The following is a 26333-nucleotide window of genomic DNA, read 5'->3' on the forward strand; positions in this document are numbered from 1 at the left end:
CAAGACATGGCCGCGTTGCCGGACAGAGACAAACTGTTGCGTAACTTTACCCGTTGCGCCAACTGGGAAGAGAAATACCTGTACATCATTGAGCTGGGACAGCGTTTACCTGCGCTCAGCGAAGCAGCACACAGCCCGGAGAACATTATCCAGGGCTGTCAGAGCCAGGTCTGGATTGTGATGCGCCAGACCGACGACGGCGTGATTGAATTGCAGGGCGACAGCGATGCTGCCATTGTGAAAGGGCTGGTTGCCGTCGTATTTATCCTGTATCACCAGATGTCCGCTCAGGACATTGTGGCCTTTGACGTGCGCCCGTGGTTTGAAAAAATGTCGCTGGCGCAACATTTAACCCCCTCCCGATCCCAGGGGCTGGAAGCGATGATCCGCGCAATCCGCTCCAAAGCGTCCAACATTAGCTAAACTAAAAAGACTGCATTCATTCTGTTACGCGAGGTGGCTCCCACCTCGCTGGTTTTTCGGCTTTCTGGCGTTCTGTCAGTGAATAAGGAATCTCAGCATGAAGCGTGCGTCGATAATTACACTTTTACTGCTCAGCACTTTCGGTGGCCTTAATTCTGCCAGCGCGATGGATTATCCGTTGCCGCCAGCGGGCAGCCGCCTTATTGGTCAAAATCAAACCTACGCTATCCAGGAAGGGGACAAAAATTTGCAGGCGATTGCCCGTCGATTTAATACCGCGGCGCAACTGATCCTCGAAACCAATAATACGATTGCACCGGTCTATCCCGCGCCCGGGACGGTGATTACCATTCCGTCGCAAATGCTGCTGCCGGATACGCCGCGCGAGGGCATCGTGGTGAACCTGGCCGAGCTGCGGCTCTACTACTTCCCGCCGGGGGAGAATATCGTTCAGGTTTATCCTTTAGGCATTGGCCAGTTGGGGCTGGAGACGCCGGTCAGCACCACGCGCGTGAGCCAGAAAATCCCGAATCCAACCTGGACGCCTACACCGGGCATCAGAGCGCGTTCTCTGGCGCAAGGTATCAAATTGCCGCCTGTGGTCCCGGCAGGGCCTAACAACCCGCTGGGGCGCTTTGCGCTACGTCTGGGGATAGGCAACGGGGAGTATCTGATTCATGGCACCAGCGCGCCGGACAGTGTCGGGCTGCGCGTCAGCTCCGGCTGTATGCGCATGAATGCGCCGGACATTAAAGCGCTGTTCGCTCAGGCGCGCGTGGGGACCCGGGTGCAGATCATCAACGAGCCGGTGAAGTTCTCCGTTGAACCCGATGGCAGACGCTATGTAGAAGTACATCGCCCGCTGGCTCAGGTCGAAGGGGAGAACCCGCAAACCACGCCAATCGTGTATAACGCGGGCTTTGCGTCCTTTGCGTCGCTGGAGGGTAATGACAAAGTGCTGATTGATAAAGCGCTGTCGCGCCGCGCGGGTATTCCGGTTGCGGTCTCTGCGGGAAACGGCCCATCCGCGTCGGTGGCGAATCCGGTGCTGTCGGTGCAGAACAGTCGCGCATCAGACGCGGTGTCTGAAGGCGAGAAAGAGGTCGTCATGCAATAGGGCGAATAACAGGCAAAAAAAAATGGCGCACAATGTGCGCCATTTTATTAACAGGTACTATTACTTACGGTATTTAGTAGCCTGGTTGTCCAGACGCTGGTTAGCGCGTGCTGCGTCGTCTTTAGCAGCCTGAACGTCAGAACGGATTGCGTTCACGTCGTTGCTCAGCTGGTCAACTTTAGCGTTCAGAGTCTGAACGTCAGAAGACAGTTGGTCGATTTTAGCATTGCTAGAACAACCAGCCAGCATAGTAGAAGCCAGGATTACCGCGCCCAGTACCAGTTTAGTACGATTCATTATTAATACCCTCTAGATTGAGTTAATCTCCATGTAGCGTTACAAGTATTACACAAAGTTTTTTATGTTGAGAATATTTTTTTGATGGGAATACACCTATTTTTGATCGTTCGCTCAAAGAAACAACGAATCTGCCCCTTTTGCCGAAAAAGCTATGTTAAAAAAGACATTTTTCATCGGATTCATCTTAGATAAATCGCTCTTAAATAGAAAAACTCGATTTGCATTTTGAATAAACATGGCTAATGCCATAAATAAAAAAAGCGCCCAGAGGCGCTTTTTTAGCAAATCAATTCGCTTGATAATGATTACAGGACGTGAACAGATGCCGTATTGGTCGTTCCGCTTGGTACCAGCGCACCAGAAACCATCACCACAACGTCACCTTTACGTGCCAGACCACAATCAACCAGCTGCAGAGCCACTTCTTTACCCAGACGGTAGAAATCGTCGGTAGACGCGATCTCTTTCACCAGGTGTGGGATCACGCCTTTGCTCAGAACCAGCTGACGAGCAGTGGTTTCGTTGGTGGTCAGCGCCAGGATGGTGGCGTTCGGGAAGTATTTACGCACGGCTTTAGCGGATTTACCGCCCTGGGTCGCCACCACGATCAGCGGTGCATCCAGTTTCTCAGCGGTTTCAACGGCACCACGGCAAACGGCTTCGGTGATACGCAGTTTACGGCTGTCGTTGCTGTTATCCAGACGGCTGGTCATGACGCGGTCGGTACGCTCGCAGATGGTAGCCATGATGGTCACGGCTTCCAGCGGGTATTTACCTTTCGCGGATTCGCCAGACAGCATCACGGCATCGGTACCGTCGAGGATGGCGTTCGCCACGTCACCGGCTTCTGCGCGGGTAGGGCGTGGGTTTTTGATCATAGAGTCGAGCATCTGCGTGGCAGTGATAACCACTTTACGTGCACGCACACACTTCTCGATCATCATCTTCTGCGCGAAGATCACTTCTTCAACCGGGATTTCAACGCCCAGATCGCCACGAGCAACCATGATGCCGTCAGACGCTTCGAGGATTTCGTCGAAGTTGTTCAGGCCTTCCTGGTTTTCGATTTTGGAGATGATCTGGATCTTCTCGCCGCCGTGGGCTTTCAGGTGCTCACGGATTTCGGTCACGTCGGAACGTTTACGGATAAAGGACGCTGCAACGAAATCAACGCCTTGCTCGCAACCGAAGATCAGGTCTTGTTTGTCTTTTTCAGCCAGGGCTGGCAGTGCGATGGAAACGCCTGGCAGGTTAACGCCCTTGTTCTCGCCCAGGTCGCCGTTGTTCAGCACTTTACAAACAACGTTTTTGCCTTCGATAGCGGTCACTTCCATACCGATCAGGCCGTCATCCACCAGCACGGTGTTGCCAACGGACAGGTCGGTGGTGAAACCTTCGTACGTCACAGCGACGATTTCGTTGTTACCTACAACGGATTTGTCGGTTGTGAAGGTGAAGGTCTGACCCGCTTTCAGGGAGACGTCGTTGCCGCCTTCCAGTTTGATGGTACGGATTTCCGGGCCTTTGGTATCCAGCAGGATCGCTGCTTTTTTACCGGTCTTGCTCATCACGTTGCGCAAGTTCTGAATACGTTGGCCGTGTTCAGCATAGTCGCCGTGAGAGAAGTTCAGACGCATTACGTTCATGCCGGCGTCCAGCATTTTGCTCAGCATCTCTTCAGATTCGGTTTTCGGGCCGATGGTGCAAACAATTTTCGTCTTTTTCATGACAGTCTTAGTCTTTAAGTTGGGAAGGATATGGAAATCTCGCTCCGGGGGCGCACTGCCGCAGAGTCAAACCTGTGTAGCGAAATTTTAAATGACACGCACTAAGGATAGGTGACATCAAATGAGCGTGCAGAAGAAAGTGTGCCTGAGTCTTGGCCCAACGAAGGAGAGGAGAAGTTGTACGTTGTTTTTTGTATTCCAAGCGCTGAAACCATTCACCCAGGGATTAGGCGCGCATTATACGCTGATTTTCAGATAAAAGGAAAATGGAAACGGTGTTTCAAAAAGATTCTGTGCAGTTTCACAAAAGATTGTTATCAACGCGTTAAGGCTAAACGCTATCTTGTTGCGGCAGAGGTAACGTCTGCCGCATTTCGCTTAATTTTTCAGCGCTTGTTCGAGGTCTGCGATCAGATCGTGGGCATCTTCAATCCCGACGGACAAACGAATCAGCTGCGGAACGATGCCGTTGGCTAACCGCTGTTCCAGCGGAATCGACGCGTGGGTCATGCTGTAGGGCTGGCTGACCAGGCTTTCCACACCGCCCAGGCTCTCGGCGAGGGTAAAGAGTTTCAGCTTGCGAATAATCGCGGTGGCCTGTTGCGCATCACCTTTGACGACCACGGAAATCATCCCGCCCGGCAGGGCCATCTGCGTGCGCGCCAGCTGGTAATGCGGATGAGATTCCAGCCAAGGGAACCACACTTTTTCGACCGCCGGGTGCTGCTCCAGCCATTGCGCAATCGCCAGCGCGTTGGCGCTGTGTTTTTCCACCCGCAGGGCGAGGGTACGAATGCCACGCAGGGTCAGGAAGCTGCTAAACGGGTCGAGCACGCCGCCGACGGCATTTTGCAGATAGCCCAGCTGGTCAGCGAGTTCGCGATTGTCGCCCACCACCGCCAGGCCCGCCACCACGTCAGAGTGGCCGTTGAGATATTTCGTCGCGGAATGAACAACGATATCAAAACCCAACTCCAGCGGACGATGGATCACCGGCGAGGCAAAGGTATTATCCGCCACGCTAATGATGCGATGGCGACGCGCAATCTCTGCGATAGCCGCGAGATCCACCAGTTTCAGCAAAGGGTTAGTCGGGGTTTCCACCCAGATCATTTTGGTGTCAGGGCGGATTGCCGCTTCAAGCGCCGACAAATCGCCAGGTTTCACCCAGCTCACCTGCAATCCCGTGCTGCGTTTGCGCACGTTTTCAATCAGGCGATATGTGCCCCCGTAGACATCGTCGATGGCGACGATGTGGCTATCTTTATCCAGCAGCTCCAGCACGGTAGAGATCGCCGCCAGACCGGAGGCAAAGGCATAGCCGCGCGTTCCGCTCTCCAGCTCGGCAATCGCCGTTTCCAGCGCATGGCGCGTCGGATTACCGCTGCGGGAATACTCGTAACCCGTATGTTCGCCGGGAGACGGTTGCGCAAATGTCGAGGTGGCGTAAATGGGCGGCATCACCGCGCCGTGCTGATCGTTAAACTCGCCGCTGTGGACGCTCAAGGTTGCCAGGTTTTTCATCATTATTGTTCCTTAGTGTTGGAGACGGTTGCGCCACACGGTGAGGACATCGCTGCGCGTTATCAGGCCCAGAAAGCGATCGCGGTCGTTAATCACGGCCACGAGACCGCGGTCAAAGATCGGTTTCAGCGCGCTCTCAGAGGCATGTTTGTCGAGCACCTCGACGTTGCGGGTCATTGCCTCGGTGACGGGCAGGGCGAAACGCTCGCCGTCCCCCGCGATATGGCTGACCAGATCCCATTCGTCGACAATGCCCACCACCTGACCGTTCTCTAAAACCGGCAACTGTGAGATATCGTACAGCCGCATACGCGCCAGCACGGTCGCCAGGGTGTCATCCGGGGCGGCAGTAACGGTCGCGCCTTCGTCGTGACGCAGGGCGATATAATCAGAGAGATCGCCGGTTTGCGGGCGGGAGATCAGCCCCTGCTGGCGCATCCAGTCGTCGTTGAACATTTTTGACAGGTACTTATTCCCGCTGTCGCAGGCAAAGGTCACCACCCGTTTCGGTGTGGTTTGCGCCTGGCAATAGCGCAGGGCCGCCGCCAGCAGTGTACCGCTGGAGGAGCCGGCCAGGATGCCTTCGGTTTTTAGCAGGTCGCGGGCGGTGGTGAAGGCTTCGCGGTCGGTGACGCGATAGGCCTGATGCACGCCTTCGATGTGCGCCAGCGGCGGAATGAAGTCTTCGCCGATCCCCTCGACCAGCCACGAACCCGCGTCATGGTGGCGGCCCGACTCCACCTGATCCGCCAGCACTGAACCCGCCGGGTCGGCAAGCACAAACTCCGTGTGCGGAGAGTGCTGCGCAAACCACGCCTGCAGCCCGCCGAGCGTACCGCCGGATCCTACGCCAACCACAATCGCGTCGATCCTGCCGTCCAGCTGTTCAAACAGCTCGGGCGCAGTAGAGGTGCTGTGCGCCAGCGGGTTGGCCTCGTTATTGAACTGGTCAATATAGAAGCTGCCGGGGATCTCCTGCGCCAGTCGCTTCGCGTAGTCCTGATAGTAGGCCGGGTGGCCTTTGTTGACGTCGGAGCGCGTCAGCACCACCTGAGCGCCCAGCGCGCGCAGATGAAAAATCTTCTCGCGGCTCATTTTGTCCGGCACCACTAGCACCAGCGCATAGCCTTTTTGCGCCGCAATCAGTGCCAGCCCCAGCCCGGTATTGCCCGCCGTAGCTTCAATAATGGTGCCGCCCGGTGCGAGCAGCCCTTTGCGCTCGGCTTCGTTGATCATCGACAGGGCCACGCGGTCCTTAATCGAGCCGCCAGGATTCTGGTTTTCGAGTTTTAAAAACAGCGAGCACAGGCCGGTATCCAGCTTGTGCAACTGGATGAGCGGCGTGCGGCCAATCAGTTCAGTCACGGAGTGATAAATCGCCATGGTCTTTTCCTTAACAGAGACATGGCTGGATGATAGGACTATGAAATTTCCTCAAGAAAGAACGTTTCACTGCCTGTTAGAACGGAAAGTAATATAAATGGCTGATTTGGCAGTTAAGACAGCAAGCCGTAAAGTGCTCTGGATGTGAGGATGGCTATATAAGGAGAAAATGCGGCAAAAATGACCGTTTTTGCGCCTCAGGCGCTGCCACATATGCATTGTGCAGATAATCATTGCTGAAAATAAGCTAATCATCCTGCGCCCAGTCGCCACGCCACATATTACTCAGCGTTATAAGACATTCGATTTTGTTCATTTAAAACATCATAACGTCTGATTACTATCGTTTGGACATCCATACTGCTAAACCGCTATATGCGTAACGGATAACGAAAAATAATGATTGTTCTCAGGAATATTTCGAAGGTTTTTGACAACGGAAAAGTGGCACTTACCGCCGTTGATAACGTCAATTTGACGATTGAACAGGGGCAGATTTACGGGATTATCGGCTACAGCGGCGCCGGAAAAAGTACGCTGATTCGCCTGCTGAACGGACTGGAAAAGCCGACCTCGGGCAGCGTGACCATCAGCGGCCAGGAGATCTCTTCGGCCAAAGGCGAAGCACTGCGCCAGGCGCGCCTGAAAATTAGCATGGTGTTCCAGCACTTCAACCTGCTCTGGTCGCGTACGGTCAGGGAGAATATCGCCTTCTCAATGCAAATCGCGGGCGTGCCGAAAGCCAAAATTAACGCCCGCGTTGCAGAGCTGGTGGATCTGGTGGGGCTGAAAGGCCGCGAGAATGCTTATCCGTCGCAGCTCAGCGGCGGGCAGAAACAGCGCGTGGGCATTGCCCGTGCGCTGGCAAATAACCCGGACGTACTGCTGTGCGATGAAGCGACCTCTGCCCTCGACCCGCAAACGACGGATCAGATCCTCGATCTGCTGCTCGATATTAACCGTCGTTTTAATCTCACCATCGTGCTGATCACCCACGAAATGCATGTGGTGCGCAAAATCTGCGACCGCGTGGCGGTGATGGAAAACGGCAAAGTCGTGGAAGAGGGCGATGTCCTCGGCGTTTTCACCCATCCGCAAAAACCGATCACCCAGCAGTTTGTGCGCCAGGTGAGCCAGTACACCGAAGAAGAGGCTTTTAATCCGGAGCTGGCGAACGAGCTGGAAGGCACGGTGATCCGCCTGACCTTCACCGGGCACAGCACCCACAAGCCAATTGTCGGGGAGCTGACCCTGCGTTACGGCCTGCCGTTTAACATTCTACACGGCAAAATGACGCAAACGGCACACGGCGTTTTCGGCCAATTATGGGTGCACGTCGTCGCATCCGAAGAGCAACTGAACAATATCCTCGCCGACCTGAAGCACAGCGATATTGATGGCGAGGTAATTAAACATGGCTGAGACGCTTTTTCCGCACCTGAAATGGGACCAGCTATGGGCCGCCACCCTGGAAACGCTCTACATGACGGCGATCTCCGGCGTCGCGACCTTTGTGTTGGGGATTGTCCTGGGGCTGGCGCTGTTCCTGACGGCGCGCGGCGGATTGTTCCACAACCGCACCGTCTACAGCGTCATCTCGATTGTGGTGAACGTTTTCCGCTCGATTCCGTTCATCATTTTGATTGTCCTGCTGATCCCGTTCACCAAGACCATCGTCGGGACGATTCTCGGGGCCAATGCCGCGCTCCCGGCGCTGATTGTCGGCGCGGCACCGTTTTATGCGCGTCTGGTGGAGATCGCCCTGCGCGAAGTGGACAAAGGGGTCATTGAGGCGACGCGTTCGATGGGCGCACGTCTGAGCACCTTAATTCTTCGGGTTTTACTGCCGGAATCATCACCTGCACTGGTCTCAGGCATTACGGTGACGCTGATTGCACTGGTGAGCTACAGCGCAATGGCGGGGGTGATTGGCGCCGGTGGTTTGGGAAATTTGGCTTATCTGGAAGGATTCCAGCGCAACCACGGTGATGTCACGCTGGTGGCAACGGTGACTATTTTGATCATCGTTTTCATTATCCAGTTCTGCGGCGACGTCATTACTTCACTGTTAGATAAACGATAAAACACACAGGAAACCACATCATGAAAAAGACACTGACACTGATTGCCGCCGCAACCCTGAGCGCCCTGAGCTTTGCCTCCTGGGCGGATACACTGACCGTAGGGGCGTCCAACACCCCGCATGCTGAAATTCTGGAGCAGGCGAAGCCGATTCTGGCGAAACAGGGTATCGATCTGGAGATCAAACCTTTCCAGGACTACATCCTGCCCAACACCGCGCTGGCAGGCCGTGATATCGACGCAAACTACTTCCAGCACATTCCTTACCTGAACAGCGTGCTGAAAGATCATGCGGGCGACAAAGATTATGATTTCGTCAGTGCCGGTGCGATTCACATCGAGCCGATTGGTATCTACTCCAAAAAATACAAATCCCTGAAAGATCTGCCGGAAGGCGGCAAAATCATCATGCGTGATGCGGTCTCCGAAGAGGGGCGTATTCTCTCAATCTTCGAGAAAGAGGGCGTGATCAAACTGAAGCCAGGCATCGATAAAGTGACCGCGCGCATCAGCGACATCGTCGAAAACCCGAAAAAACTGCAGTTCACGCCGAACGTCGAAGCCTCTCTGCTGCCGCAGATGTATAACAACGACGAAGGCGCGGCGGTCGTGATTAACGCTAACTACGCCATTGATGCAGGTCTGGACCCGGTTCACGACCCGATCGCGGTCGAGAGCGGTGAGAACAACCCATATGCGAATATCATCACCGTACATCGCGGCGACGAGAAGAAGAAAGATATCGTGGCGCTGGTGGACGTGCTGCACTCCAAAGAGATTCAGGACTGGATCCGCACCAAATACAAAGGCGCTGTGATCCCGGTAAACAACTAATCCCTGGATATAAGACCCAGGCCCGGCGAGCGATCGCCGGGCTTTTTTTGTATCCATTCTGTTAATCATTTAAGCTGCTCCTTTAAAGCAATGGAGTGGTAGCAATGGGCAATGTGACCAAAGACGACGCGCTTTATCAGGAAATGTGCCGGGTAGTGGGGAAGGTCGTTCTTGAGATGCGGGATTTAGGGCAGGAGCCTAAGCATATCGTCATTGCGGGCGTGCTGCGTACCGCGCTGGCGAACCAGCGCGTGAAACGCAGTGAACTGACAACGCAAGCGATGGAAACGGTGGTTAAAGCGCTGGCGGGGTGAAACGCCAGCGTTTAGCGATCTGCTCAAGCGAGCAGCAGAGCAGGTAATAGACCACGCCGGTAAAGATAAAAATGGCCGCCGGGTAAATCTGCACCCGGTTGTTCACCTGGCCGGCAACGGTGGTCAGTTCCGGCACGTTGACAATAAAAGCCAGCGACGTGTCTTTCAGCAGACTGATAAATATCCCCAACAGAGACGGCAGTATATTGCGCAACACCTGCGGCAGCAGGATCAGCCACAGCGTCTGCTGCGTACCAAATCCCTGCGTCAACGCCGCCTCAAATTGCCCGTCCGGCAATGCCCTCAGCCCGGCCAGCACGGAGTGCATCACGGCGGCCGCAGTAAACCACGCCAGCGCCAGGGTTACGGTCAACGCGCCGGGGAGATCGCCTCCCGTTAAAAGCGGCAGTAAATACCACATCCAGAAAATCACGAAGATCAGCGGGATACCGCGAATCAGCTCGGCCCACAAAAACAGCGTGTTGCGCACGAGGCCCGGAAACCGCCAGGCGAGCGCCGCGAGTGCAATGCCGCCCGGCAGCGCCAGCACCGCGGCTCCCAGCGCCATCAGCAGCGTCAGCAACACCCCGCCAGGTTGACCGGCGGACATCCGTCCCCAGAGCAGATAATCCAGGTTATCGATAATGACATTCAGCCCGGCGATCATGCGTGTTCCCTCCCGGCGTTGATAGCCGCATGACGCGCACGCGGGCGGCGTTTAGTGGACGGCCCAAGCCTCACCAGCAGCAGCCCCAGCAACACGCCCGTCAGCAGATACAGCACGGTGCCGACGGTAAAAGCTTCCAGCGCGTGGGCGTTATAGCTCTCAATCTGGCGCACCTGATAGGTCAGCTCGGCAAAGCCGATGCCGCTGGCAAGAGAGGAGAGTTTCATTAAGTTCAAATACTGCCCGACCACCGGCTGCCAGGCGTTTGCCAGCCCCTGAGGCAGCAGGATGTAGCGGAACAGTCGCCAGGAGGAGAACCCCTGCGCCAGCGCCGCCTGTCGCTGCCCCGATGGTACCGCCTGCAATCCCGAGGCGATCTCCTCGATTAAGAACGCGGAGGTAAACACGCCCAGCCCCCACGCGGAACAGAGAAATTCCGGTGTAAACCACCAGACGTCCCCGGGCAGAATCGACCAGCTGTGATCGGCGTTGATGAAACTGCGAAGTGCCTGCGGCAGCCCGTTCCAGGCCGCGAAATACCAGAACAATAGCTGCACCAGTAACGGCGTGTTGCGAAACAGAGAGACCCACGCCGCCACGAGAGCGTTTCCCGTTTTCCCGCCTGCCAGACGGAGAAGCAAAAGCAGAATGGCGAAGACGCTGGCGATGATCATCCCCGCGAGCGTCACCCACAGGGTGGTCAGAAAACCGGATAACATCCACTGCAAGGGCTGTCCGGTCAGTACCCCTTGCCAGTCGAGGGCGGGCATCAGGATGGCTCCTGATGCAGCGGGTTCAGCACCTTTTGCAGGAACTGTCGGGCGCGAGGATGGTCTGGATGACGGAAAAACTGCTCCGGCGGGGCGGTCTCCAGAATCTGTCCGCCGTCGATGAACACCACCCGGTCGGCGATTTCGCGGGCAAATTGCATCTCGTGCGTCACCACAATCATCGTAATCCCGCTGTGGGCGAGAGCCTTCATCACCTGCAGGACCTCACCAATCATCTCCGGGTCAAGGGCTGACGTCGGCTCATCGAACAGGATAATTTGCGGCGATGAGGCCAGCGCTCTGGCAATGGCCACGCGCTGCTGCTGCCCGCCGGAAAGCTCGGCCGGGTAGTGGCTGGCTTTCTCCACCATCCCGACTTTCTCCAGCAGCGTCAGGGCACGCTCCTGCGCCTGCGGCGCTTTCCAGCCGTGAACATGCTCGAGCGCCAGACTGATGTTCTGGCTGGCGGTCAGATGGGCGTAAAGATTAAATTGCTGGAACACAAATCCCACCCGGCTGCGAAGCTGGCGCAGGGCGGGGCCGGTCAGCTTGCGGGTGGGTTTGTTGTCTATCAGGATCTCGCCGCCGTTGAGGGACTCCAGCTGATTGATGAGGCGAATCAGCGTGGACTTTCCGGAACCGGACGGTCCCAGAATCGCCACCACTTCCCCCGGTTCAATGCGAAGTGAAATGCCTTTCAGCACCTGATGATCGCCGTAGCGTTTGACCACATCGCGGAACTCAACGCTTGCCTGCTCCAGATGTGAAAAATCCGCGGCACGGGCCGCGGAGCGTGAAAAAAGCGCTGAAAGCATATTACTGGGCTTCTATTTTAAAGGCGCGAGGCTGAGGTGAGGCGGTTTGTGGGCCAAACCAGACGTCATAAATCTTAGCGGCGTCGCCGGTTTTCTCAAGATTCACCAGCTCGTCATTCACGACGTTCAACAGCGCGGTTTCGCCTTTCTTCACCCCCACGCCGATCTCCTCTTTACTGAGCAAATCCGGCAGGATTTTAAAATCGGCTTTATCCGGCGCCTGGGCCAGTAAACCGGCCAGAATGGTGCTGTCCTGGGTAATCGCCTGCACGTTACCGTTGCGCAGTGCGGTTAAGGCCAGCGGAATATCGTCGTAAGAGAGCACGCGGGATTGCGGGAAACGCTGGTGCAGCGCCTGCTCGCCGGTGGTGCCTTTCACCGCGCCGATGCGCGCTTTGCTGTAATCATCCAGTTTATCCGCCGATTTTGCCGGAACCAGGAACTGCTGACCGGTCACGAAATAGGGCGTGGAGAAATCAATCACCTGAGCACGTTCCGGAGTGATGGTGATGTCGGCGACGATCAGATCGGCTTTCCCCGACTGCAGCAGTGGAATGCGGTTCGCCGGATTCGTGGCGACCAGTTCCAGCTTCACACCGAGTTTTTTGGCCAGCGCTTTGGCGAAATCGACGTCATAGCCAACGATATCGTGTGTTTTGGCATCGATGGAGCCGAACGGCGGGTTGGCATCAAACGTGGCGACTTTCACCACGCCAGCGGCTTTGATATCCGCCAGCTGATCGGCCTGCGCCTGGGTCGATAAAAGGCCGCCTGTGGTCAGTAAACCGAGCGCCAGTGCGAGTGTGTGATAGTGCTTTTTATGTGTAGCCATAGTTCCCTCAAGTATCCCGTTGTTTTTGTTTTGTCCGGATACGCTCCCATAAGCGTTATCTATCGCCAAATAAGAAAATGTTCTTTGCTATATGCAAAAAGGTATTAGTGAACAGCGTGTTACGGGTAAGTGACGGAAGGCGATGTATTTGCGAATTCTGAAAATAGTCAGCTGATATTGGTATTTCCGTTAAGTCCAGTTTGGGGGTTAACTGAGTTCAGACGCCATCGAGAGGAGTGGGACCATGCAAAACTGGGTGAATACGTTACGGCGGTTTTTTGTCGCCAAATCAGAGACGGAGAACAGCGCGCAACGTGTTATTGAATCGGTGCTGCCGATCGCCAGTCTGTACGGCGTCGACGTCGCCAACATCGACCCGGAGTGGTTCCATGACAAAACACCACGCTGAGCTGCGCCACACGCGCATGACCTACTGGAACGAGCTGTGCAGCCGATACCTGAACGTATCGGCTTTTTTTTGTTCTTAATCCGTCAACCTGCTAAGGTCTAAGGCAAAAATCACCTCGCCTGAAGACTGAATGAACAGCCAAAAATTGATCCGGCGTGCCCTGGTGGTGTGGATAATTGTCTGCCTGCTGAGCAGCGTCCTGCTGTATGCCGAACAGATCCGCCGCCAGTTCTGGGAGCGCGATCGTGAATTTACCGCGCTCTTTTCCGCCATCAGCGCGGTGCTGACGCAAAACGAATCTGTTTTGCCCCTGCTCAATGGCGATGAAGATCTGACGGCGCTGCGCAAAAAATTCCCCCACATTCTGGCTCTGGAAAAAACAGCGGGCCGTGCGCTGGATGCTGCTCGCGTTGAGCCGCTCCGTGACGACCAGTACTGGCTGTACAATCCGTGGCGGCAGATCCGGGTGCGGATCGATCTGCGTCCGCTGCTCGCCGCCACGCACCGTTTTTCCCATCTCTCTATCAGCCTGTCAGCAGCCGATGCGCATCCCTCATCGACGGCGTTCTGGCACTGGCAGCGGGCATTCCCTCAGCATACGCAGCCCTTTACCCTGACGGCGGATGCCGAACCGCACTGGCTGCAAATCTCCTGGGCGCTATTCCCGCTGCTTTTTATTGGCTGGGCGGCCATCGTGGCAGCGGGGAGCGGTGTGCTCTGGCAACGCTTGCAGCGGCAAAACGCCGAGCAGCGAGCCTGGTATTATCAGCACGCGCGGCTGAATACGCTCGGCGAGATCACCGCCGGCATTGTGCATGAAATCAACCAGCCGCTGACGGCGGCGCAGACCTGGATTCAGGGGGCGCAGCGACAGCTGGCGCAGGAGAATCCGCAGGCGGTGGCCCATGCGCTCGGCGCGGCGCTGATTCAGACTCAGCGCATCGGCGAACTGCTGGCGCGCTTTCGTGAACACGTGGTGCAGGAAAAAGTCACGCCGAGCGAGATAGATTTAGCCCAGTGCTGGCAGCATGTGGTGAATTTGCTGGAGCATGAGCGCAAATCGGAGCACATCACCGTCAGCCACGCTTTCCCGTCCGACGCCGCCACCGTGCTGGCCGACAGGCTGTGGCTGGAGCAGGTGTTACACAATCTGCTCAGCAATGCGATTCAGGCCCAGCAGGAGAACGCGCGCGGCTGGGTACACATCACCAGCCAGCGTAAAAACAGGGTCATCGAAATTATCATGACCGACGGCGGGCCAGGGTTCAGCCTGGAGGCGCTGGAGAAGGCGTTTATGCCGTTCTACAGCGGCAGAGAAAAGGGGATTGGTCTCGGGATGACGCTCACGGAATCGCTAATGATGCGCATGAATGGCACGATTGCGCTCGCTAACACACCAGAGGGCGGGGCGCAGATCGTGTTGCAACTGGAACCGGGTAACGGAGCCGCACATGGGTAATGTGGTCTATTTGATTGATGACGACGCCGCCATCAGAGAGTCAATGGCCTTTCTTCTCTCGGGCATGCACTGGGAGGTGAAAACCTTTGCCAGCATCGAGGCGTTCACCGAAAGGTATAGCAGCGACCGGGCGCTCGCGGGCTGTCTGCTGCTGGATATGCGCATGCCGGGCAAAGGTGGGCTGACCTGGCTGGAAGAGGGGGCGTGGCCGTGGCCGCTGCTGCCGGTGATCGTCATGACCGGGCACGGCACCGTTGATGCCTGCCGTCGGGCGTTTCACCAAGGGGTTTTCGAGTTTTTCACCAAGCCGCTCGATGCCGATAAGCTTATCGAAACCCTCGCTCGCGCGTTTGAGGAGAGCCAGCGGCGCACGACCCACTGGCAGGAGGTAAAGCGAGTGAAAGCGCTCTTTGAACAATTGACGGCGCGGGAGCACGAAGTGCTTTGCGAACTGATGGAGGGGCGCAGCAATAAAGAGGTGGCGGCGCGCCTGAATTTATCACCCAGAACCGTTGAAGCGCACCGCGCAGCCCTGTTTGCCAAGCTCGGCGTGAGCAGTCTGGTGCAGGCCATCCGCGAATACGACAAATTGCAATCCGTATAACTACCAGGTGGGCTGCGTAATCAACCGAATACCACTTAACCGCGCATCCCGATAGCATCGCGTTGTCTCCCACATTCGAGGAATTGCGATGAAAACGTTAATGACGGTAGCCGCGCTGGTGGCAGGAATGATGTCGGTATCCGCGCAGGCAGAAACCCTGGCGCAGAAAAATATCTCCCTGACCCAGGCGAATGCCCTGGCGAGCGCGGCGATTCAGGCCTGTAGCGCCAAAAATTACCAGGTCAGCGTGACGGTAGTGGATCGTGCGGGCGTGGTGAAAGCCGTGCAGCGCACCGATAACGCCGGTCCGCATACGGTAAAAGCCAGTGAGATGAAGGCGTTTACCGCGCTCAGCACCAAAAATGCCTCCGGCAAGGTGATGGAAGCCGCACAAAGCAACGCGGGCGCACAGAATATGCGTGACGTTCCAGGCTTCTTGCTGCTGGCAGGTGGTTTGCCGGTGAAAGAGGGCGACGAGGTAATTGGTGCAATCGGTATCGGCGGTGCGCCGGGCGGTCAGTTAGATGAAGCCTGTGCACAGCAGGCGCTGGACAGTGTGAAAAAGTAACAAACGCTCTACGGTGTAGACGTTAAAAAAGCCGGGTAGGGCGAAGCCGCCACCCGGCGTTGACGGTCAGATCTTGCAGGCATCGCCGCAATCATCGTCGGCAACAACCGCCTGCGCTTTCTTGTCTGCATCTTCCAGACGTTCCGCGTTGCGCTCTTGCGCCTCTTCCAGACCGTTAAACACCAGATTATCGAGATCAATTTCCATTATGCACCTGCTGAGTTCAGTTTTGCTGTTGGCAGAGTATAGGATAAAAAAGTCGGTGAAAGTACCTCACCGCACGTAACGCCAATCCCTGCCATACTCTTTCTCTGACGGCTGAGAGGAGGGGAAATGATCACACTGTGCAAAACCTGCGGGACATCCTATGACACCACCACGGGCGCCGTGGAGCGCTGCGCGATTTGTGAAGATGAGCGCCAGTATGTTCCCGTTGGCGGGCAACAGTGGGTGGATTTTGACACCGTTGTCACCAGCCACACCAACAAATGGCAGCAGCTTGAGCCAGGCCTGCTAAGCCTTAAAACCGTACCCAAATTTGCCATCAACCAGCGTGCGATCCTGCTGACCACACCGCACGGCAATATCCTGTGGGATTGCATCGCCACGCTGGACCCTGCCACCCGCGCGCTGATTAACGCGTTGGGCGGGCTGCACGCCATTGCGATCTCCCATCCCCATTACTACACCACCATGCAGGACTGGGCGGCGGCGTTTGACGCGCCGGTTTATCTCCATGCCAGCGACCGGAAATGGGTGATGCGCGACAGCCCGGCGCTGCGCTTCTGGGAGGGGGAAACTCAGGATCTGCTACCCGGTATCCGGCTGCTGCGTCTGGGCGGCCATTTTGCGGGCGGAACGGTGCTGCACTGGGATTGCGGTAGCGGCGTCCTGCTCGCCGGGGATATTTTGCAGGTGACGCCCGGCGCGGACCGGGTGTCGTTTATGTGGAGTTACCCGAATATGCTTCCTCTGCCGGGGGCGGCGGTCAGTGCGATAACCGACCGACTGCGGGAGGTCCCGTTCCAGCGGCTGTACGGCGCCTTTGAAGGACAAAACATCACCGAAAACGCACACGACATCGTCATGCAATCAGGGCAGAAATATATTTCTTGTATGAAGTAAAGCGCGGTGGGTAAACTTCACAAGCGTGATCGCGATCATGCCTAAACTAAAACAGATAAAAGAGACATTGCTATGCAACATATCATTGAAGGTTTTCTCAGCTTTCAAAAAGAGATTTTCCCGCAACGTAAAGAACTCTTCCGCAGTTTAGCGTCCAGCCAGAATCCCAAAGCGCTTTTTATCTCCTGCTCAGACAGCCGTCTGGTCCCCGAACTGGTGACGCAGCAGGAACCTGGACAGCTCTTTGTCATTCGAAATGCTGGCAACATTGTGCCGCCGTTTGGCCCTGAGCCAGGCGGTGTCTCTGCGACGATTGAGTATGCGGTGGTGGCGCTTGGCGTGACCGATATTGTGATTTGCGGCCACTCCAACTGCGGTGCGATGAAGGCGATTGCCGACAATGCGAATCTGGACCCGATGCCGGCGGTGTCCCACTGGCTGCGCTATTCCGATGCGGCCAAAGCCGTGGTGGAAAAGAAAACCTGGGCCACGCCGACTGATAAAGTGAATGGCATGGTGCAGGAGAACGTCTTTGCCCAGCTGAGCAACATCAAAACCCATCCATCGGTGGCAGTGGGGCTGCGCAATAACGCCATCCGCCTGCACGGCTGGGTGTATGACATCGAAAGCGGCGAGATCCTCGCGCTGGATAAAGAGAGCAAAACCTTTATCTCCCTGTCTGACAACCCTCAGGTCTACTTCGAATAACGTTTTCAGGGCGGGACAGACCCGCCCTATATCGCCGGTTAGCCCGGCAACACTTCCAGTTTTACACCCGCCTCGCGCGCCGTCACTGGCAGCAAATCGACCGCCGCCACATATCCGTCCGGATCGAGACAGCGGTTATAGCCTTTGGCTTGCGCCAGAATCTCGTTATCCCAGTAGACGCGTTTACGCTGATCGCCCTGAGTGGTCAGAATGCACTCCACATCACCCCCGATCGCGCAATACTGACGCCAGCTGTTGGCCGGAACGGAAATCACCGAGCGCTCCGGCGCGATCACGCTGACCTCTTCGCCCGCTTGATTCCACGTCACCTTCAGCGACCCTTTGAACACCATAATCACCTGCACGTCCGGGCAGAGATGACGCCCGACCACATGCTCAGCGGCGAGGCGCAGCCATTCGACGGAAAACCCGTGCGGATTCACAATCGCCGGTGCCGAGTGGCGGTCCTGCGACATACCAAAACTAATCACCGGCGCGATCTCTCCGCCGTGGCCCGGCAGAACTGAATCCAGCAGGCCGTCCGCTGACCAGCGGCGATCGTCGCCAGTGACGGCACGCTGACGCATCTCTTCGACAGAATAGTGGCGCAGGGCGGCGATCTCATCTGGCGGCAGCGGCGTTAACAGCTGTGAGGCATCCGGCAGCGTATCGCCCGCGTTCACGTCGATCAGCATATTGTCTTTGCTCAAATACAGCCCGTATTCGCTGGCCGCCGCCAGAATGGACGGATGCCAGATGATCCCCCCGGTGTTATTCCCGCCAAGCACCGTGTAGACCATGCCGCAGGTCTCTTGCGGGCTAACGTTGGTAAAGCCACGGAAAATCCACGTCGGAATCGACAGAATGGCCGGCGCGCTAAACTCGGCCTCGTTTTCGCCGTTCGCCCCCCAGCGAAAACGCCAGGTGCCTTCATGAATCAAAAACACCTCAGCGGTGAAGTGCAGATGCAGGTTATTGGTCACCCCTTTCGGCATCGCCGCTGCGCCAATATTAAAGCCGTGCGGTTCCGGAATATTGACCACCTGCGCCGATGACTGGGTGACTCCCGGCCCGATGAATGAATAGTTCTGCTTCAGGTGCGAGCCGGGCAGTTTGCAGTCGATAAACGCCAGATTGCAGGACACCATCTCATCGGGCGTGATGACGCGGCTTTTGGCCTGCGCCGGGGTGATATGTTGTGCTTTCATAATTTTCTCCTGTTAGTAACCGGATGCGCCCGTGGTGGGAGCGGATGCACCGCGCGCCAGGGCGATAGCTTCCCGCGCGGCGCGACCAAGCTGCATCACGTCGTTGGCGGGGGTGACAAACTGAAAACCCTGGTCGATACGCAGGCGTGCGGCGTCGCCGGAGGTGCAAAAAATCCCGGCCAGTTTTTGCTGCTGGCGACAGCGGCTGACCACCCGTTCGACGGCGGCGAGCATCTCAGGGTGCTGGGATTCCGCGCTGGCGCTGCCGGTGAGGGTTAACGACAGATCGTTCGGGCCGATAAACACGCCGTCCAGCCCGTCGGTTGCCAGAATGGCGTCGAGATTCGCCAGCCCTTCGCGGGTTTCAATCATCGCCAGCGTCAGGATCTCCTGGCAGGCGTGCTGCGGATAATCCGCTCCGCCGTACAGCAGCCCGCGCGCCGGGCCAAACGAACGCACGCCAAACGGCGGATAGCGGCAGGCGGCGACGAAGCGCGCGGCCTGTTCGGCGGTAGAAATCATCGGGCAGATAATGCCGTAGGCCCCGGCGTCGAGCATGCGCATGATTTGCGCCGGATCGTTATGCTGGACGCGTACCAGCGGCACCGCGGGCGTGGCTGACAGGGCCTGAAGCATCGTCAGGGCGCTGGCGAAATCGATCATTCCGTGCTGTAAATCGACCGTCACCGCGTCGTAGCCCTGATGACCGACGATCTCCGCGCTGTAGCTGGAAGGGATCGCCAGCCAGCCGTTGATGATGGGGTACTGTTCCTGAATCAATTGTTTGAGTTTATTGCGTCGCATCAAGGGACTCCTGAATCCACTGGCGCAGCGGCGGGGCGACCTCATCGGGCGCTTCGAGCACCACGAAATGTCCGGCTGTTGGAACCGTTATCCGCCGGGCGTGGGGCGCACTTGCCGAGACCAGTTGGTGATGGTGGGGCGTGCAGATGAGATCGTGCGCGCCGTTAATGATAAGAATGGGGCAGGAGATCGCGCTCAGGGCCTGGCGGTTATCCCGCCGGGAGAGGGCGATCTCCGTCTGGCTGGCAAAGGTGTCGTGGCCGCTCTCCTGCGCCATCTGGCAGACAAGCGCGTGGAGTGGCGCGTCAGCGCGCCGCCCGGGGGCGACATACTTTTGCCACAGGGTGGCCGACAGCCAGTTCGCCAGCCCTTGCTCACGCGCAGCACGAACGGCCTCGCGTCGGGCGGCGGCATTTTCCGGCGCATCGGCAAGGGGATTCACCGACATAAGCGCAAGACCGGCCAGCCGCTCCGGGGCATCGGCCGCTATTTGTAGCGCCACGATAGCCCCAAGGGAAAATCCGGCCAGCAGAAAGCGCGGCGGCAGGTTTTGCAGCAGGCGCTGCGCGGCTTGCGGTGCGGAATCCGCCCCGGTAAGGCTCACGCACATCACGGAAGAGAGCGCCAGGTGCGCCAGCAGCGGTTGCCACAGACGCGCCGTGCAGAGCGTTCCGCCGATCAACACCAGCGGGAGCGCGGTGTTATCACACACTGTTTTGTCCATTTGGCCTCTCATGTGGCAGTCCAGCCGCCGTCGACCATCAGTGCAGTGCCGGTGACCATCGCCGCCGCATCGGAGGCCAAAAACACCACCGGTCCCATCACATCCTCGACGCGTCCGAGACGCCGCAGCTTGATGTTCTCCAGCACATAGCGGCGAAAATCCGGGTCGTCGAGGGACTGGCGTGACAGCTCGGTTTCGATAAAGGTCGGGCACAGGGTATTGACCCGGATACCCGCGCCACCCAGCTCCAGCGCCATGGTTTTGCTTAACCCCTCAAGTGCAAATTTTGACGCGCAGTAGACGCTGCGATTCGGGCCGCCGACATGGCCCATCTGCGAGGAGATATGGATGATGGAACCCGGAATGTTGTGCTCGCGCATCCGCTGCGCCACCCGCTGGCTGAGGAAAAACGTGGCGCGCAGGTTCAGGGTCATCACCGCGTCAAAATGGGTTTCGCTGACGGCGAGGAAAGGCTCGTGACGGGCCAGCCCGGCGCTGTTGACCAGAATGTCGAAGGCGGGCAGTTCTGCGAGCGCCGCATCGACGCGCGAGATATCGGTGATATCCAGCGCCATCGAATGCAGCGTCAGTCCGCCTTCAGCCGCAAGCGCGGCGGCGTGCTCCAGCGTGTGTCGATCGCGGGCGGCAATCCACACCTCTGCACCCGCCTGGGCAAGTGCCACGGCGCAGGCGAAGCCCAGCCCCCTGGAGCCGCCCGTGACCAGCGCCCGTTTTCCCGTAAGATGAAAAGAGGGAGTCTGGGGAAGGGTCATGATGACACCTTTTCCCGAACCGGCGCAGGCGTGGCGTAAGGCACGTCCGTATTCCCGTAGCGGCGAACGCGAATGTTGGCCTGCTCCGCGTGCCCGGCAAAACCTTCCAGCAGCGACAGACGCGAGCAGTAGCTGCCGATTTCGGCGGTGGCTTCGTCACTGAGGACTTTCTGCCAGGTGCAGGTTTTCATGAACTTGCCGACCCACAAGCCGCCCGTGTAGCGCGCCGCCTTTTGCGTCGGCAGGGTGTGGTTGGTGCCGATGACCTTGTCGCCATAGGCCACGTTGGTGCGCGGGCCGAGGAACAGAGCACCGAAGTTGGTGAGATTATTGAGGAACCAGTCGTCGCGATCCGTCATCACCTGCACGTGCTCGGAGGCGATACGATCCGCTTCGGCGAGCATCTCGTCGTAGCTGTCGCAGACGATGATTTCACCGTAATCCTGCCAGGACTGACGGGCGACGTCGGCGGTCGGGAGTTTTGCCAGCAGGCGCTCGATCTCTTTCAGCGTCTCTTTGGCCAGCGTCAGCGAGTTGGTCAGCAGAATTGCCGGTGTCGTAACGCCGTGCTCCGCCTGGCCCAGCAGGTCGGTGGCGCACATTTCTGCATCGACGGTGTCGTCGGCGATCACCAGGGTTTCCGTCGGACCGGCGAACAGATCGATTCCTACGCGGCCAAACAGCTGGCGCTTGGCTTCGGCGACGAAGGCGTTGCCCGGCCCAACCAGCATATCAACCGGTGCGAGGGTGTCGGTGCCGAGCGCCATCGCGCCAATCGCCTGAATGCCGCCGAGGGCGAAGATCTCCGTTGCACCCGCCATTTTCTGCGCCGCGACAATCGCTGGCGCCGGTTCACCGCCAAACGGCGGGGCACAGCTGATAATGCGCGAGCAGCCCGCGACGTTGGCGGTGATTATCGACATATGCGCCGATGCCAGCAGCGGATATTTACCGCCCGGGACATAACAGCCGACGGCGTTAATCGGAATATTTTTATGGCCGAGAATAACGCCGGGGCGCGTTTCGATCTCCAGATCGCGCAGACACTCTTTTTGTGCGCGGGCAAAATTAAACACCTGCTGCTGGGCGAATTCGATATCGTGAATATCCTGGCGGCTGAGTTTTTTCATGCAGCTATTAATTTCGGCGTCCGTCAGGCGATAATCCCGACGGTCGTAGTTATCGAATTTTATCGATAATTCACGGATCGCTTTATTCCCGCGTTTTTCAATATCCGCCAGAATCAGCTCAACGGTTTCACGTATTTGTCGCTGCGCTTCCTGACGTTCCTGCACCGGTTTACTGGATTTAAGTTGATAAGCCACAATGTTCTCCTTTAATACTCGAAATGACAGATGCCCTCCCGGCGAACCGGGATAGTTATTAAATAATGAGCGGGAATTATTCTCGCGCGGAGGCGAGGGAACGGTTGGTGGATAATTCCACCGGCTGACAGGTTTTACGGGAATAGACCCAGCGCACCGAAAGCGGGGTGGCGATGGCCGCTATAATCGAAAGCCCGGCAATAAACAGATACCCGGACGAGAGATTAATGTGTTGCATCATGACGCCCATGATTACCGGCCCGGCAAACATGCCGCAGGAGTAAATAGTCTGGAATAACCCCATGCGGGTGGACTGCTCATCGGAAGTCGTGTTGACCACGCTCAGGGACATGAACGCCGCGAACGCCATACCAAACGAGAAACCGGCCAGCGCCTGCAGAAGATAAATCAGGTACAGATTGCTGGTAAACGGAATGCCAAACGACGAAATCACCTGGAGCAAAATCCCCAGCACCGCCGTTTTGACCAGCCCCAGTCGCTGATAAAACACCGAGCTGCACAGGGCAATCGCCAGGGCGTAGAAGATCAGATGGATGTTACTCAGCAGCGTCAGGATTCCGGCGCGGGCGCCGAGTTGTTCAGCGTAGATGGGGGTAAGGGTGTCGCGGGTGGCAAAAGGAACCAGAATCACGATGGTTGCCAGAATACCGATCAGCCAGACGGAGCGGTCAGCGAGCTGAAGTTTTGCCCCGGCGATACAGGCTTTCAGTGACGGCGCCTGCACCGGATCGTGGACGTCCCGAATGCGGGTGGTCAGGAACAGGGCGAGAAGAGCAGACACACAGGAGACGAAAAATGCGATGTTGTTCGCAAAATAGTGAATCAGTACGCCGCCGATGCAGTTGCCGAGAAACACGCCGATGGGGCCAGCCAGCGCCAGCAGGGCGACAGCCGCCGGGGCTTCTTTGCGATCAAAGTAGCGAATAAACAGAATGTTATACAGCACCCAGGTGGCGGCGGTTACGCCATCGGCGGCTTTCGCCAGATACAGGGTAATGGCATTCGGCTCAAGCCAGGCAATCGGCCAGGCGATGATTGGCAGCACCAGCACTATCTGGATAAAGATTTTGCGGCTCTTCACCACGTCAGAGATGATCCCCAGCGGGAAACGAATCATCAGCGTCGCCAGACCGCTGGCACCCATGATGATGCCCATTACCTGCGGTTCGATGCCCTGATTGATCATCATGGGCGCCAGAAACGCATCGATGCTGTGAATACAGATATAAAACAACACGCTAATGATAAAAAACAGCCGGGCTTCCGGTCGGCGCAACAGTGCTCGAAACATGGTTGTGAACCTCTTAAAAATTAATGGGTTATAACCAATCAAGTACAACGTTTACCGGCTCAGTCCCTCTGATGACATCCCAATTTGCCCGGTACAATTGACGGCATGCATACGTATTCAAAAATTGAAGTTACGAAAAGGTTTCAATTTTGTAAAGGTTCAATATCACCATTGTGAAAAAAATAATTTAGGCTGTTGCATACGCATGCAAAAGTGGTGTAAGACTAAAAAGCACTCACTTCCTGAGGCGCTTTTAACGGGGTGGTTGTCGAAGATGGTATGTTATCTCTTTGAAACACATGGCCTGAATGTGGAAGTGACAGGATAAGGAACCCAGGGTAATGAAGCGTAAGACGTTTGCGGCGGTGACCAGCCAGCAGGTGGCACAGCTGGCAGGGGTGTCGCAGTCAGCGGTATCCCGCACCTTTACGCCGGGGGCGAGCATCTCGCCCGCCACGCGTGAAAAAGTGCTCAAGGCGGCGCGTGAGCTGGGCTATCGCCCGAATGCGATTGCCCGTTCGCTCAACACGGCCCGGTCGCGCATTATCGGCGTGGTGATCTCCTATTTTGATAACCAGTTTTATCCGCAGGTGCTGGAAGCGCTGGCGCAGAAGCTGGATACGCTTAACTACCACCTGCTGCTGTTTGTCGGCGACAGGGACGGCAACGTCGATCGCATTTTCGACCAGATCATGCAGTATCGTGTCGACGGGATTGTGCTGGCGTCGGTGACGCTGTCGCTGGATCTCTCTCAGGAGTGTCTGGCCGCCGGAATTCCGGTGGTGCTCTTCAATCGCAGCGAAGAGAGCGGAATGGCGTCGAGCGTCAACAGCAACAACGAAGCCGCCGCGCGGCAGATTGCTGAGTTCTTGCTCGCCGGAGAGCACAAGCGCTTCGCCTACGTGGGCGGCGTCGCAGATTCATCGGTGAATATCGCCCGCCAGCGGGGGTATCTCGACACGCTCGCAGAGCACGGCGTCACAGACGTAGAGGTGGTGAACGGTAACTATGACGCGCAGCAAACCACCCGCGCGGCGTATTCGCTTTTCACTAAGACGCCTGCGCCAGACGCCATTTTTGTCGCCAACGATCATATGGCGGTGATGGTGATGGACGTGGCGCGCTACGAATTTGGCCTGCGAGTGCCGGAGGATGTGTCGATTATTGGCTACGACGACATCGGGCCGTCCGGCTGGCCGTCCTACGCCTTAACCTCGGCCTCGCAGCCGGTGGAGGCGATGGTGACAGCGACGGTGGAATTACTGATGAAGCAGATCGACAGCGGCAACATCGAGCCTGAACAAATTACGCTGCCCGGTATGCTGGTGGTTCGCCATTCGGCGCGTCGCCCGCGCACGGGAGTCATCGAAAAAGACGGTTTATCTCTGTTCCAGCCTCAGGAGGTCAAATGAGCAGATTGCCGGGCTTCAGCCCCCAGTTCGACTCTATTCAGCAATTTATTCTGACGCTGACCCACGTGGTCTGGGAGCAGAAGGATATCGGTCAGTTGGCGGATTTCTACGCCACGCCGGTGGTGTTTATTACGCCGGAAAAACAGCTTAACGAACTGTCGCAATTTATGCGCCTGACCCTGGAGGCGATGCACAGCTTCCCGCAACGCTCCGTGCTGACGGAAGATATCCTGTGCAGCCACACGCCGGGCGAGGAGTATTATGCGGCGCAGCGCACGGTGGCGTCGATTCGCCATCAGGGGGAGGGATTTTTCGGTGCGCCGACCGGGAAAAATGTCTGGGTGCGCACCTGGGCAGACCGCATTTGCGCCGACGGCGCGGTGCGCCAGGAGTGGCTGCTCCAGGATCGGGCGGCGATTGTCTCTCAGCTGGGGCTGGATATTCGTGAGTTCGCCCGCAGCCTTTCCGCCACGCAGCAGCAGCTTGGCATTGAGCCGGAATCGGCCGAAACCCTCGACGCACGCTGGGCGGGTGGCCCGGAAGGTGATGATATCGACGGGCCGCTGGCGGGAGTGGTGGAACGCTATCTGACCATGTGGGCGGGCGGGAACGGCGGCACGGTGCCGGGGTTGTACCATCCTGCCGCGACGCTCTACGGGCCAGGGCACTGCATGGCCACGGGCGAGCAGGAGATCGGCGCCTGGCTGTCGGGCTATCGCGCGTCGTTTGCGGACAGTGAAACCCAATTGCACCACCTGATTGTGCGCAAAGATCCGAACGAGCCGGTGCGCATCTCCCTGCGCTGGTCTCTGCTGACCTGGCACGATGGCTACGGTAAATTTGGCGCGCCCACCCGTAAACCCATTTCAATTACCGGTATTACCCAGCTCGAATTACGTGACGGTTTAATTATTCGCGAATATTTGGGTATCGATGAATTAGCGATCTGGTCGCAGATTGTGAAATAAATCAGATTGTGAAATAAAAAGGGAGGTTCGCCTCCCGCTATTCTTATTTTATTAACGCTGTATAACATCGCCGTATTAGGTTCTGCGGTTAATTTCTCCATCCATTCCGGGTGCGGGATCCTTTTGTCTGAAAAGAAATGCAGGAG

Annotated in this window: 29 protein-coding genes; 14 read left to right on the forward strand and 15 right to left on the reverse strand. The window is 57.1% G+C overall.

Annotation, left to right across the window (positions count from 1 at the left end; all coding sequences use genetic code 11):
- Positions 1 to 6 precede the first annotated feature (6 nt).
- The gene (gene sufE / locus C0560_RS09225; protein ID WP_100780443.1) at positions 7 to 423 is read left to right on the forward strand and encodes a cysteine desulfuration protein SufE; all 417 of its coding nucleotides are present in this window, start codon (positions 7 to 9) and stop codon (positions 421 to 423) included.
- 97 nt (positions 424 to 520) lie between these two features.
- The gene (locus C0560_RS09230) at positions 521 to 1540 is read left to right on the forward strand and encodes a L,D-transpeptidase family protein (RefSeq protein ID WP_248860075.1); all 1020 of its coding nucleotides are present in this window, start codon (positions 521 to 523) and stop codon (positions 1538 to 1540) included.
- A gap of 60 nt (positions 1541 to 1600) precedes the next feature.
- Here C0560_RS09230 and C0560_RS09235 read toward each other — a convergent pair whose 3' ends face one another.
- From C0560_RS09235 to C0560_RS09250, 4 genes are all read right to left on the reverse strand, one after another.
- Positions 1601 to 1837 carry a major outer membrane lipoprotein gene (locus C0560_RS09235; RefSeq protein WP_095281761.1) on the reverse strand — a complete coding sequence of 79 codons (237 nt, stop codon included), beginning with the start codon at positions 1835 to 1837 and terminating at the stop codon, positions 1601 to 1603.
- A 308-nt stretch (positions 1838 to 2145) separates the two neighbouring features.
- Entirely contained in the window at positions 2146 to 3567 is a 1422-nt protein-coding gene (gene pykF / locus C0560_RS09240) for a pyruvate kinase PykF (RefSeq protein WP_100780441.1), read from the reverse strand.
- A 378-nt stretch (positions 3568 to 3945) separates the two neighbouring features.
- The gene (locus C0560_RS09245) at positions 3946 to 5091 is read right to left on the reverse strand and encodes a PLP-dependent aspartate aminotransferase family protein (protein WP_100780894.1); all 1146 of its coding nucleotides are present in this window, start codon (positions 5089 to 5091) and stop codon (positions 3946 to 3948) included.
- Positions 5092 to 5103: 12 nt separating this feature from the next.
- On the reverse strand, positions 5104 to 6474 hold the full coding sequence (locus C0560_RS09250) for a cystathionine beta-synthase (protein ID WP_100780440.1): 1371 nt from the start codon (positions 6472 to 6474) through the stop codon (positions 5104 to 5106).
- Between the two features lie 399 nt (positions 6475 to 6873).
- Between C0560_RS09250 and C0560_RS09255 the strand changes: the two genes are divergently transcribed.
- The 4 genes from C0560_RS09255 (at position 6874) to fumD (ending at position 9704) form a co-directional block, all read left to right on the forward strand.
- Entirely contained in the window at positions 6874 to 7896 is a 1023-nt protein-coding gene (locus tag C0560_RS09255; RefSeq protein ID WP_123428981.1) for a methionine ABC transporter ATP-binding protein, read from the forward strand.
- Positions 7889 to 8557 carry a methionine ABC transporter permease gene (locus C0560_RS09260; RefSeq protein WP_181827773.1) on the forward strand — a complete coding sequence of 223 codons (669 nt, stop codon included), beginning with the start codon at positions 7889 to 7891 and terminating at the stop codon, positions 8555 to 8557. Before C0560_RS09255 ends, C0560_RS09260 begins: the two co-directional genes overlap by 8 nt.
- Positions 8558 to 8577: 20 nt before the next feature.
- Positions 8578 to 9390 (forward strand): MetQ/NlpA family ABC transporter substrate-binding protein, encoded by an 813-nt coding sequence (locus C0560_RS09265; protein WP_006174916.1) that lies wholly within the window; start codon positions 8578 to 8580, stop codon positions 9388 to 9390.
- 104 nt (positions 9391 to 9494) lie between these two features.
- A complete protein-coding gene (gene fumD, locus C0560_RS09270; RefSeq protein ID WP_014069945.1) occupies positions 9495 to 9704 on the forward strand; it encodes a fumarate hydratase FumD in 210 nt (69 codons plus the stop codon).
- Here fumD and C0560_RS09275 read toward each other — a convergent pair.
- From C0560_RS09275 to C0560_RS09290, 4 genes are read right to left on the reverse strand one after another with little or no spacing between them, the layout of a single operon-like run.
- Complete coding sequence (locus C0560_RS09275) at positions 9685 to 10371, reverse strand: amino acid ABC transporter permease (RefSeq protein ID WP_129034438.1); 687 nt, start codon at positions 10369 to 10371, stop codon at positions 9685 to 9687. The genes fumD and C0560_RS09275 overlap by 20 nt on opposite strands.
- Positions 10368 to 11141, reverse strand: coding sequence for an amino acid ABC transporter permease (locus C0560_RS09280; RefSeq protein ID WP_248860077.1), 774 nt, complete (start codon positions 11139 to 11141; stop codon positions 10368 to 10370). The genes C0560_RS09275 and C0560_RS09280 overlap by 4 nt, the downstream gene beginning before the upstream one ends.
- Entirely contained in the window at positions 11141 to 11956 is an 816-nt protein-coding gene (locus tag C0560_RS09285) for an amino acid ABC transporter ATP-binding protein (RefSeq protein ID WP_129034440.1), read from the reverse strand. The genes C0560_RS09280 and C0560_RS09285 overlap by 1 nt, the downstream gene beginning before the upstream one ends.
- A 1-nt stretch (position 11957) precedes the next feature.
- Positions 11958 to 12788, reverse strand: a complete 831-nt coding sequence (locus C0560_RS09290; RefSeq protein WP_107703714.1) for an ABC transporter substrate-binding protein — start codon at positions 12786 to 12788, stop codon at positions 11958 to 11960.
- Positions 12789 to 13032: 244 nt separating this feature from the next.
- On the opposite strand from C0560_RS09290, the gene C0560_RS09295 reads away from it, so the two are divergent.
- The 4 genes from C0560_RS09295 (at position 13033) to C0560_RS09310 (ending at position 15828) form a co-directional block, all read left to right on the forward strand.
- Positions 13033 to 13197, forward strand: coding sequence for a hypothetical protein (locus C0560_RS09295; RefSeq protein ID WP_164971748.1), 165 nt, complete (start codon positions 13033 to 13035; stop codon positions 13195 to 13197).
- 130 nt (positions 13198 to 13327) lie between these two features.
- Positions 13328 to 14656 (forward strand): sensor histidine kinase, encoded by a 1329-nt coding sequence (locus tag C0560_RS09300; RefSeq protein WP_248860079.1) that lies wholly within the window; start codon positions 13328 to 13330, stop codon positions 14654 to 14656.
- Positions 14649 to 15260, forward strand: coding sequence for a response regulator transcription factor (locus C0560_RS09305; protein WP_123428976.1), 612 nt, complete (start codon positions 14649 to 14651; stop codon positions 15258 to 15260). The genes C0560_RS09300 and C0560_RS09305 overlap by 8 nt, the downstream gene beginning before the upstream one ends.
- Before the next feature lie 88 nt (positions 15261 to 15348).
- Entirely contained in the window at positions 15349 to 15828 is a 480-nt protein-coding gene (locus tag C0560_RS09310) for a heme-binding protein (RefSeq protein WP_100780431.1), read from the forward strand.
- Between the two features lie 66 nt (positions 15829 to 15894).
- On the opposite strand, the gene C0560_RS09315 is transcribed toward C0560_RS09310, so the two are convergent.
- Positions 15895 to 16035: a hypothetical protein gene (locus C0560_RS09315; protein ID WP_095281773.1), complete on the reverse strand. Its 141-nt coding sequence runs from the start codon at positions 16033 to 16035 to the stop codon at positions 15895 to 15897.
- Positions 16036 to 16161: 126 nt separating this feature from the next.
- Here C0560_RS09315 and C0560_RS09320 point away from each other — a divergent pair, with 126 nt between their 5' ends.
- On the forward strand, positions 16162 to 16953 hold the full coding sequence (locus C0560_RS09320) for an MBL fold metallo-hydrolase (RefSeq protein WP_181827778.1): 792 nt from the start codon (positions 16162 to 16164) through the stop codon (positions 16951 to 16953).
- Positions 16954 to 17025: 72 nt separating this feature from the next.
- Positions 17026 to 17661 (forward strand): carbonic anhydrase, encoded by a 636-nt coding sequence (locus C0560_RS09325; protein ID WP_100780429.1) that lies wholly within the window; start codon positions 17026 to 17028, stop codon positions 17659 to 17661.
- A 38-nt stretch (positions 17662 to 17699) separates the two neighbouring features.
- Here C0560_RS09325 and C0560_RS09330 read toward each other — a convergent pair whose 3' ends face one another.
- The 6 genes from C0560_RS09330 to C0560_RS09355 all read right to left on the reverse strand — a co-directional run bounded on the left by C0560_RS09330 (position 17700) and on the right by C0560_RS09355 (position 23807).
- Positions 17700 to 18869: a cupin gene (locus tag C0560_RS09330; protein ID WP_248860080.1), complete on the reverse strand. Its 1170-nt coding sequence runs from the start codon at positions 18867 to 18869 to the stop codon at positions 17700 to 17702.
- A 12-nt stretch (positions 18870 to 18881) separates the two neighbouring features.
- Positions 18882 to 19673, reverse strand: a complete 792-nt coding sequence (locus C0560_RS09335; protein WP_248860081.1) for an HpcH/HpaI aldolase/citrate lyase family protein — start codon at positions 19671 to 19673, stop codon at positions 18882 to 18884.
- On the reverse strand, positions 19660 to 20397 hold the full coding sequence (locus C0560_RS09340; RefSeq protein ID WP_248860082.1) for an alpha/beta fold hydrolase: 738 nt from the start codon (positions 20395 to 20397) through the stop codon (positions 19660 to 19662). The genes C0560_RS09335 and C0560_RS09340 overlap by 14 nt, the downstream gene beginning before the upstream one ends.
- 8 nt (positions 20398 to 20405) lie before the next feature.
- Complete coding sequence (locus tag C0560_RS09345; protein ID WP_248860083.1) at positions 20406 to 21170, reverse strand: SDR family NAD(P)-dependent oxidoreductase; 765 nt, start codon at positions 21168 to 21170, stop codon at positions 20406 to 20408.
- A complete protein-coding gene (hisD, locus tag C0560_RS09350; protein ID WP_248860084.1) occupies positions 21167 to 22495 on the reverse strand; it encodes a histidinol dehydrogenase in 1329 nt (442 codons plus the stop codon). The genes C0560_RS09345 and hisD overlap by 4 nt, the downstream gene beginning before the upstream one ends.
- Positions 22496 to 22571: 76 nt before the next feature.
- Complete coding sequence (locus C0560_RS09355; protein ID WP_248860085.1) at positions 22572 to 23807, reverse strand: MFS transporter; 1236 nt, start codon at positions 23805 to 23807, stop codon at positions 22572 to 22574.
- 341 nt (positions 23808 to 24148) lie between these two features.
- On the opposite strand from C0560_RS09355, the gene C0560_RS09360 reads away from it, so the two are divergent.
- Together C0560_RS09360 and C0560_RS09365 are read left to right on the forward strand one after the other, a co-directional pair.
- Positions 24149 to 25219, forward strand: coding sequence for a LacI family DNA-binding transcriptional regulator (locus tag C0560_RS09360; RefSeq protein ID WP_107703704.1), 1071 nt, complete (start codon positions 24149 to 24151; stop codon positions 25217 to 25219).
- Complete coding sequence (locus tag C0560_RS09365; RefSeq protein WP_100780421.1) at positions 25216 to 26187, forward strand: nuclear transport factor 2 family protein; 972 nt, start codon at positions 25216 to 25218, stop codon at positions 26185 to 26187. Before C0560_RS09360 ends, C0560_RS09365 begins: the two co-directional genes overlap by 4 nt.
- Positions 26188 to 26333 lie beyond the last annotated feature (146 nt).

It is taken from the genome of Lelliottia sp. AC1, from assembly GCF_023278595.1.
In the GTDB taxonomy this organism is placed as follows: domain Bacteria; phylum Pseudomonadota; class Gammaproteobacteria; order Enterobacterales; family Enterobacteriaceae; genus Enterobacter; species Enterobacter nimipressuralis.

Coding starts and splice junctions, on each gene's coding strand:
- sufE (WP_100780443.1), top strand. CDS start 7: ATGGCCGCGTTGCCGGACAGAGACAAACTGTTGCGTAACTTTACCCGT.
- C0560_RS09230 (WP_248860075.1), top strand. CDS start 521: ATGAAGCGTGCGTCGATAATTACACTTTTACTGCTCAGCACTTTCGGT.
- C0560_RS09235 (WP_095281761.1), bottom strand. CDS start 1,837: ATGAATCGTACTAAACTGGTACTGGGCGCGGTAATCCTGGCTTCTACT.
- pykF (WP_100780441.1), bottom strand. CDS start 3,567: ATGAAAAAGACGAAAATTGTTTGCACCATCGGCCCGAAAACCGAATCT.
- C0560_RS09245 (WP_100780894.1), bottom strand. CDS start 5,091: ATGAAAAACCTGGCAACCTTGAGCGTCCACAGCGGCGAGTTTAACGAT.
- C0560_RS09250 (WP_100780440.1), bottom strand. CDS start 6,474: ATGGCGATTTATCACTCCGTGACTGAACTGATTGGCCGCACGCCGCTC.
- C0560_RS09255 (WP_123428981.1), top strand. CDS start 6,874: ATGATTGTTCTCAGGAATATTTCGAAGGTTTTTGACAACGGAAAAGTG.
- C0560_RS09260 (WP_181827773.1), top strand. CDS start 7,889: ATGGCTGAGACGCTTTTTCCGCACCTGAAATGGGACCAGCTATGGGCC.
- C0560_RS09265 (WP_006174916.1), top strand. CDS start 8,578: ATGAAAAAGACACTGACACTGATTGCCGCCGCAACCCTGAGCGCCCTG.
- fumD (WP_014069945.1), top strand. CDS start 9,495: ATGGGCAATGTGACCAAAGACGACGCGCTTTATCAGGAAATGTGCCGG.
- C0560_RS09275 (WP_129034438.1), bottom strand. CDS start 10,371: ATGATCGCCGGGCTGAATGTCATTATCGATAACCTGGATTATCTGCTC.
- C0560_RS09280 (WP_248860077.1), bottom strand. CDS start 11,141: ATGCCCGCCCTCGACTGGCAAGGGGTACTGACCGGACAGCCCTTGCAG.
- C0560_RS09285 (WP_129034440.1), bottom strand. CDS start 11,956: ATGCTTTCAGCGCTTTTTTCACGCTCCGCGGCCCGTGCCGCGGATTTT.
- C0560_RS09290 (WP_107703714.1), bottom strand. CDS start 12,788: ATGGCTACACATAAAAAGCACTATCACACACTCGCACTGGCGCTCGGT.
- C0560_RS09295 (WP_164971748.1), top strand. CDS start 13,033: ATGCAAAACTGGGTGAATACGTTACGGCGGTTTTTTGTCGCCAAATCA.
- C0560_RS09300 (WP_248860079.1), top strand. CDS start 13,328: ATGAACAGCCAAAAATTGATCCGGCGTGCCCTGGTGGTGTGGATAATT.
- C0560_RS09305 (WP_123428976.1), top strand. CDS start 14,649: ATGGGTAATGTGGTCTATTTGATTGATGACGACGCCGCCATCAGAGAG.
- C0560_RS09310 (WP_100780431.1), top strand. CDS start 15,349: ATGAAAACGTTAATGACGGTAGCCGCGCTGGTGGCAGGAATGATGTCG.
- C0560_RS09315 (WP_095281773.1), bottom strand. CDS start 16,035: ATGGAAATTGATCTCGATAATCTGGTGTTTAACGGTCTGGAAGAGGCG.
- C0560_RS09320 (WP_181827778.1), top strand. CDS start 16,162: ATGATCACACTGTGCAAAACCTGCGGGACATCCTATGACACCACCACG.
- C0560_RS09325 (WP_100780429.1), top strand. CDS start 17,026: ATGCAACATATCATTGAAGGTTTTCTCAGCTTTCAAAAAGAGATTTTC.
- C0560_RS09330 (WP_248860080.1), bottom strand. CDS start 18,869: ATGAAAGCACAACATATCACCCCGGCGCAGGCCAAAAGCCGCGTCATC.
- C0560_RS09335 (WP_248860081.1), bottom strand. CDS start 19,673: ATGCGACGCAATAAACTCAAACAATTGATTCAGGAACAGTACCCCATC.
- C0560_RS09340 (WP_248860082.1), bottom strand. CDS start 20,397: ATGGACAAAACAGTGTGTGATAACACCGCGCTCCCGCTGGTGTTGATC.
- C0560_RS09345 (WP_248860083.1), bottom strand. CDS start 21,170: ATGACCCTTCCCCAGACTCCCTCTTTTCATCTTACGGGAAAACGGGCG.
- C0560_RS09355 (WP_248860085.1), bottom strand. CDS start 23,807: ATGTTTCGAGCACTGTTGCGCCGACCGGAAGCCCGGCTGTTTTTTATC.
- C0560_RS09360 (WP_107703704.1), top strand. CDS start 24,149: ATGAAGCGTAAGACGTTTGCGGCGGTGACCAGCCAGCAGGTGGCACAG.
- C0560_RS09365 (WP_100780421.1), top strand. CDS start 25,216: ATGAGCAGATTGCCGGGCTTCAGCCCCCAGTTCGACTCTATTCAGCAA.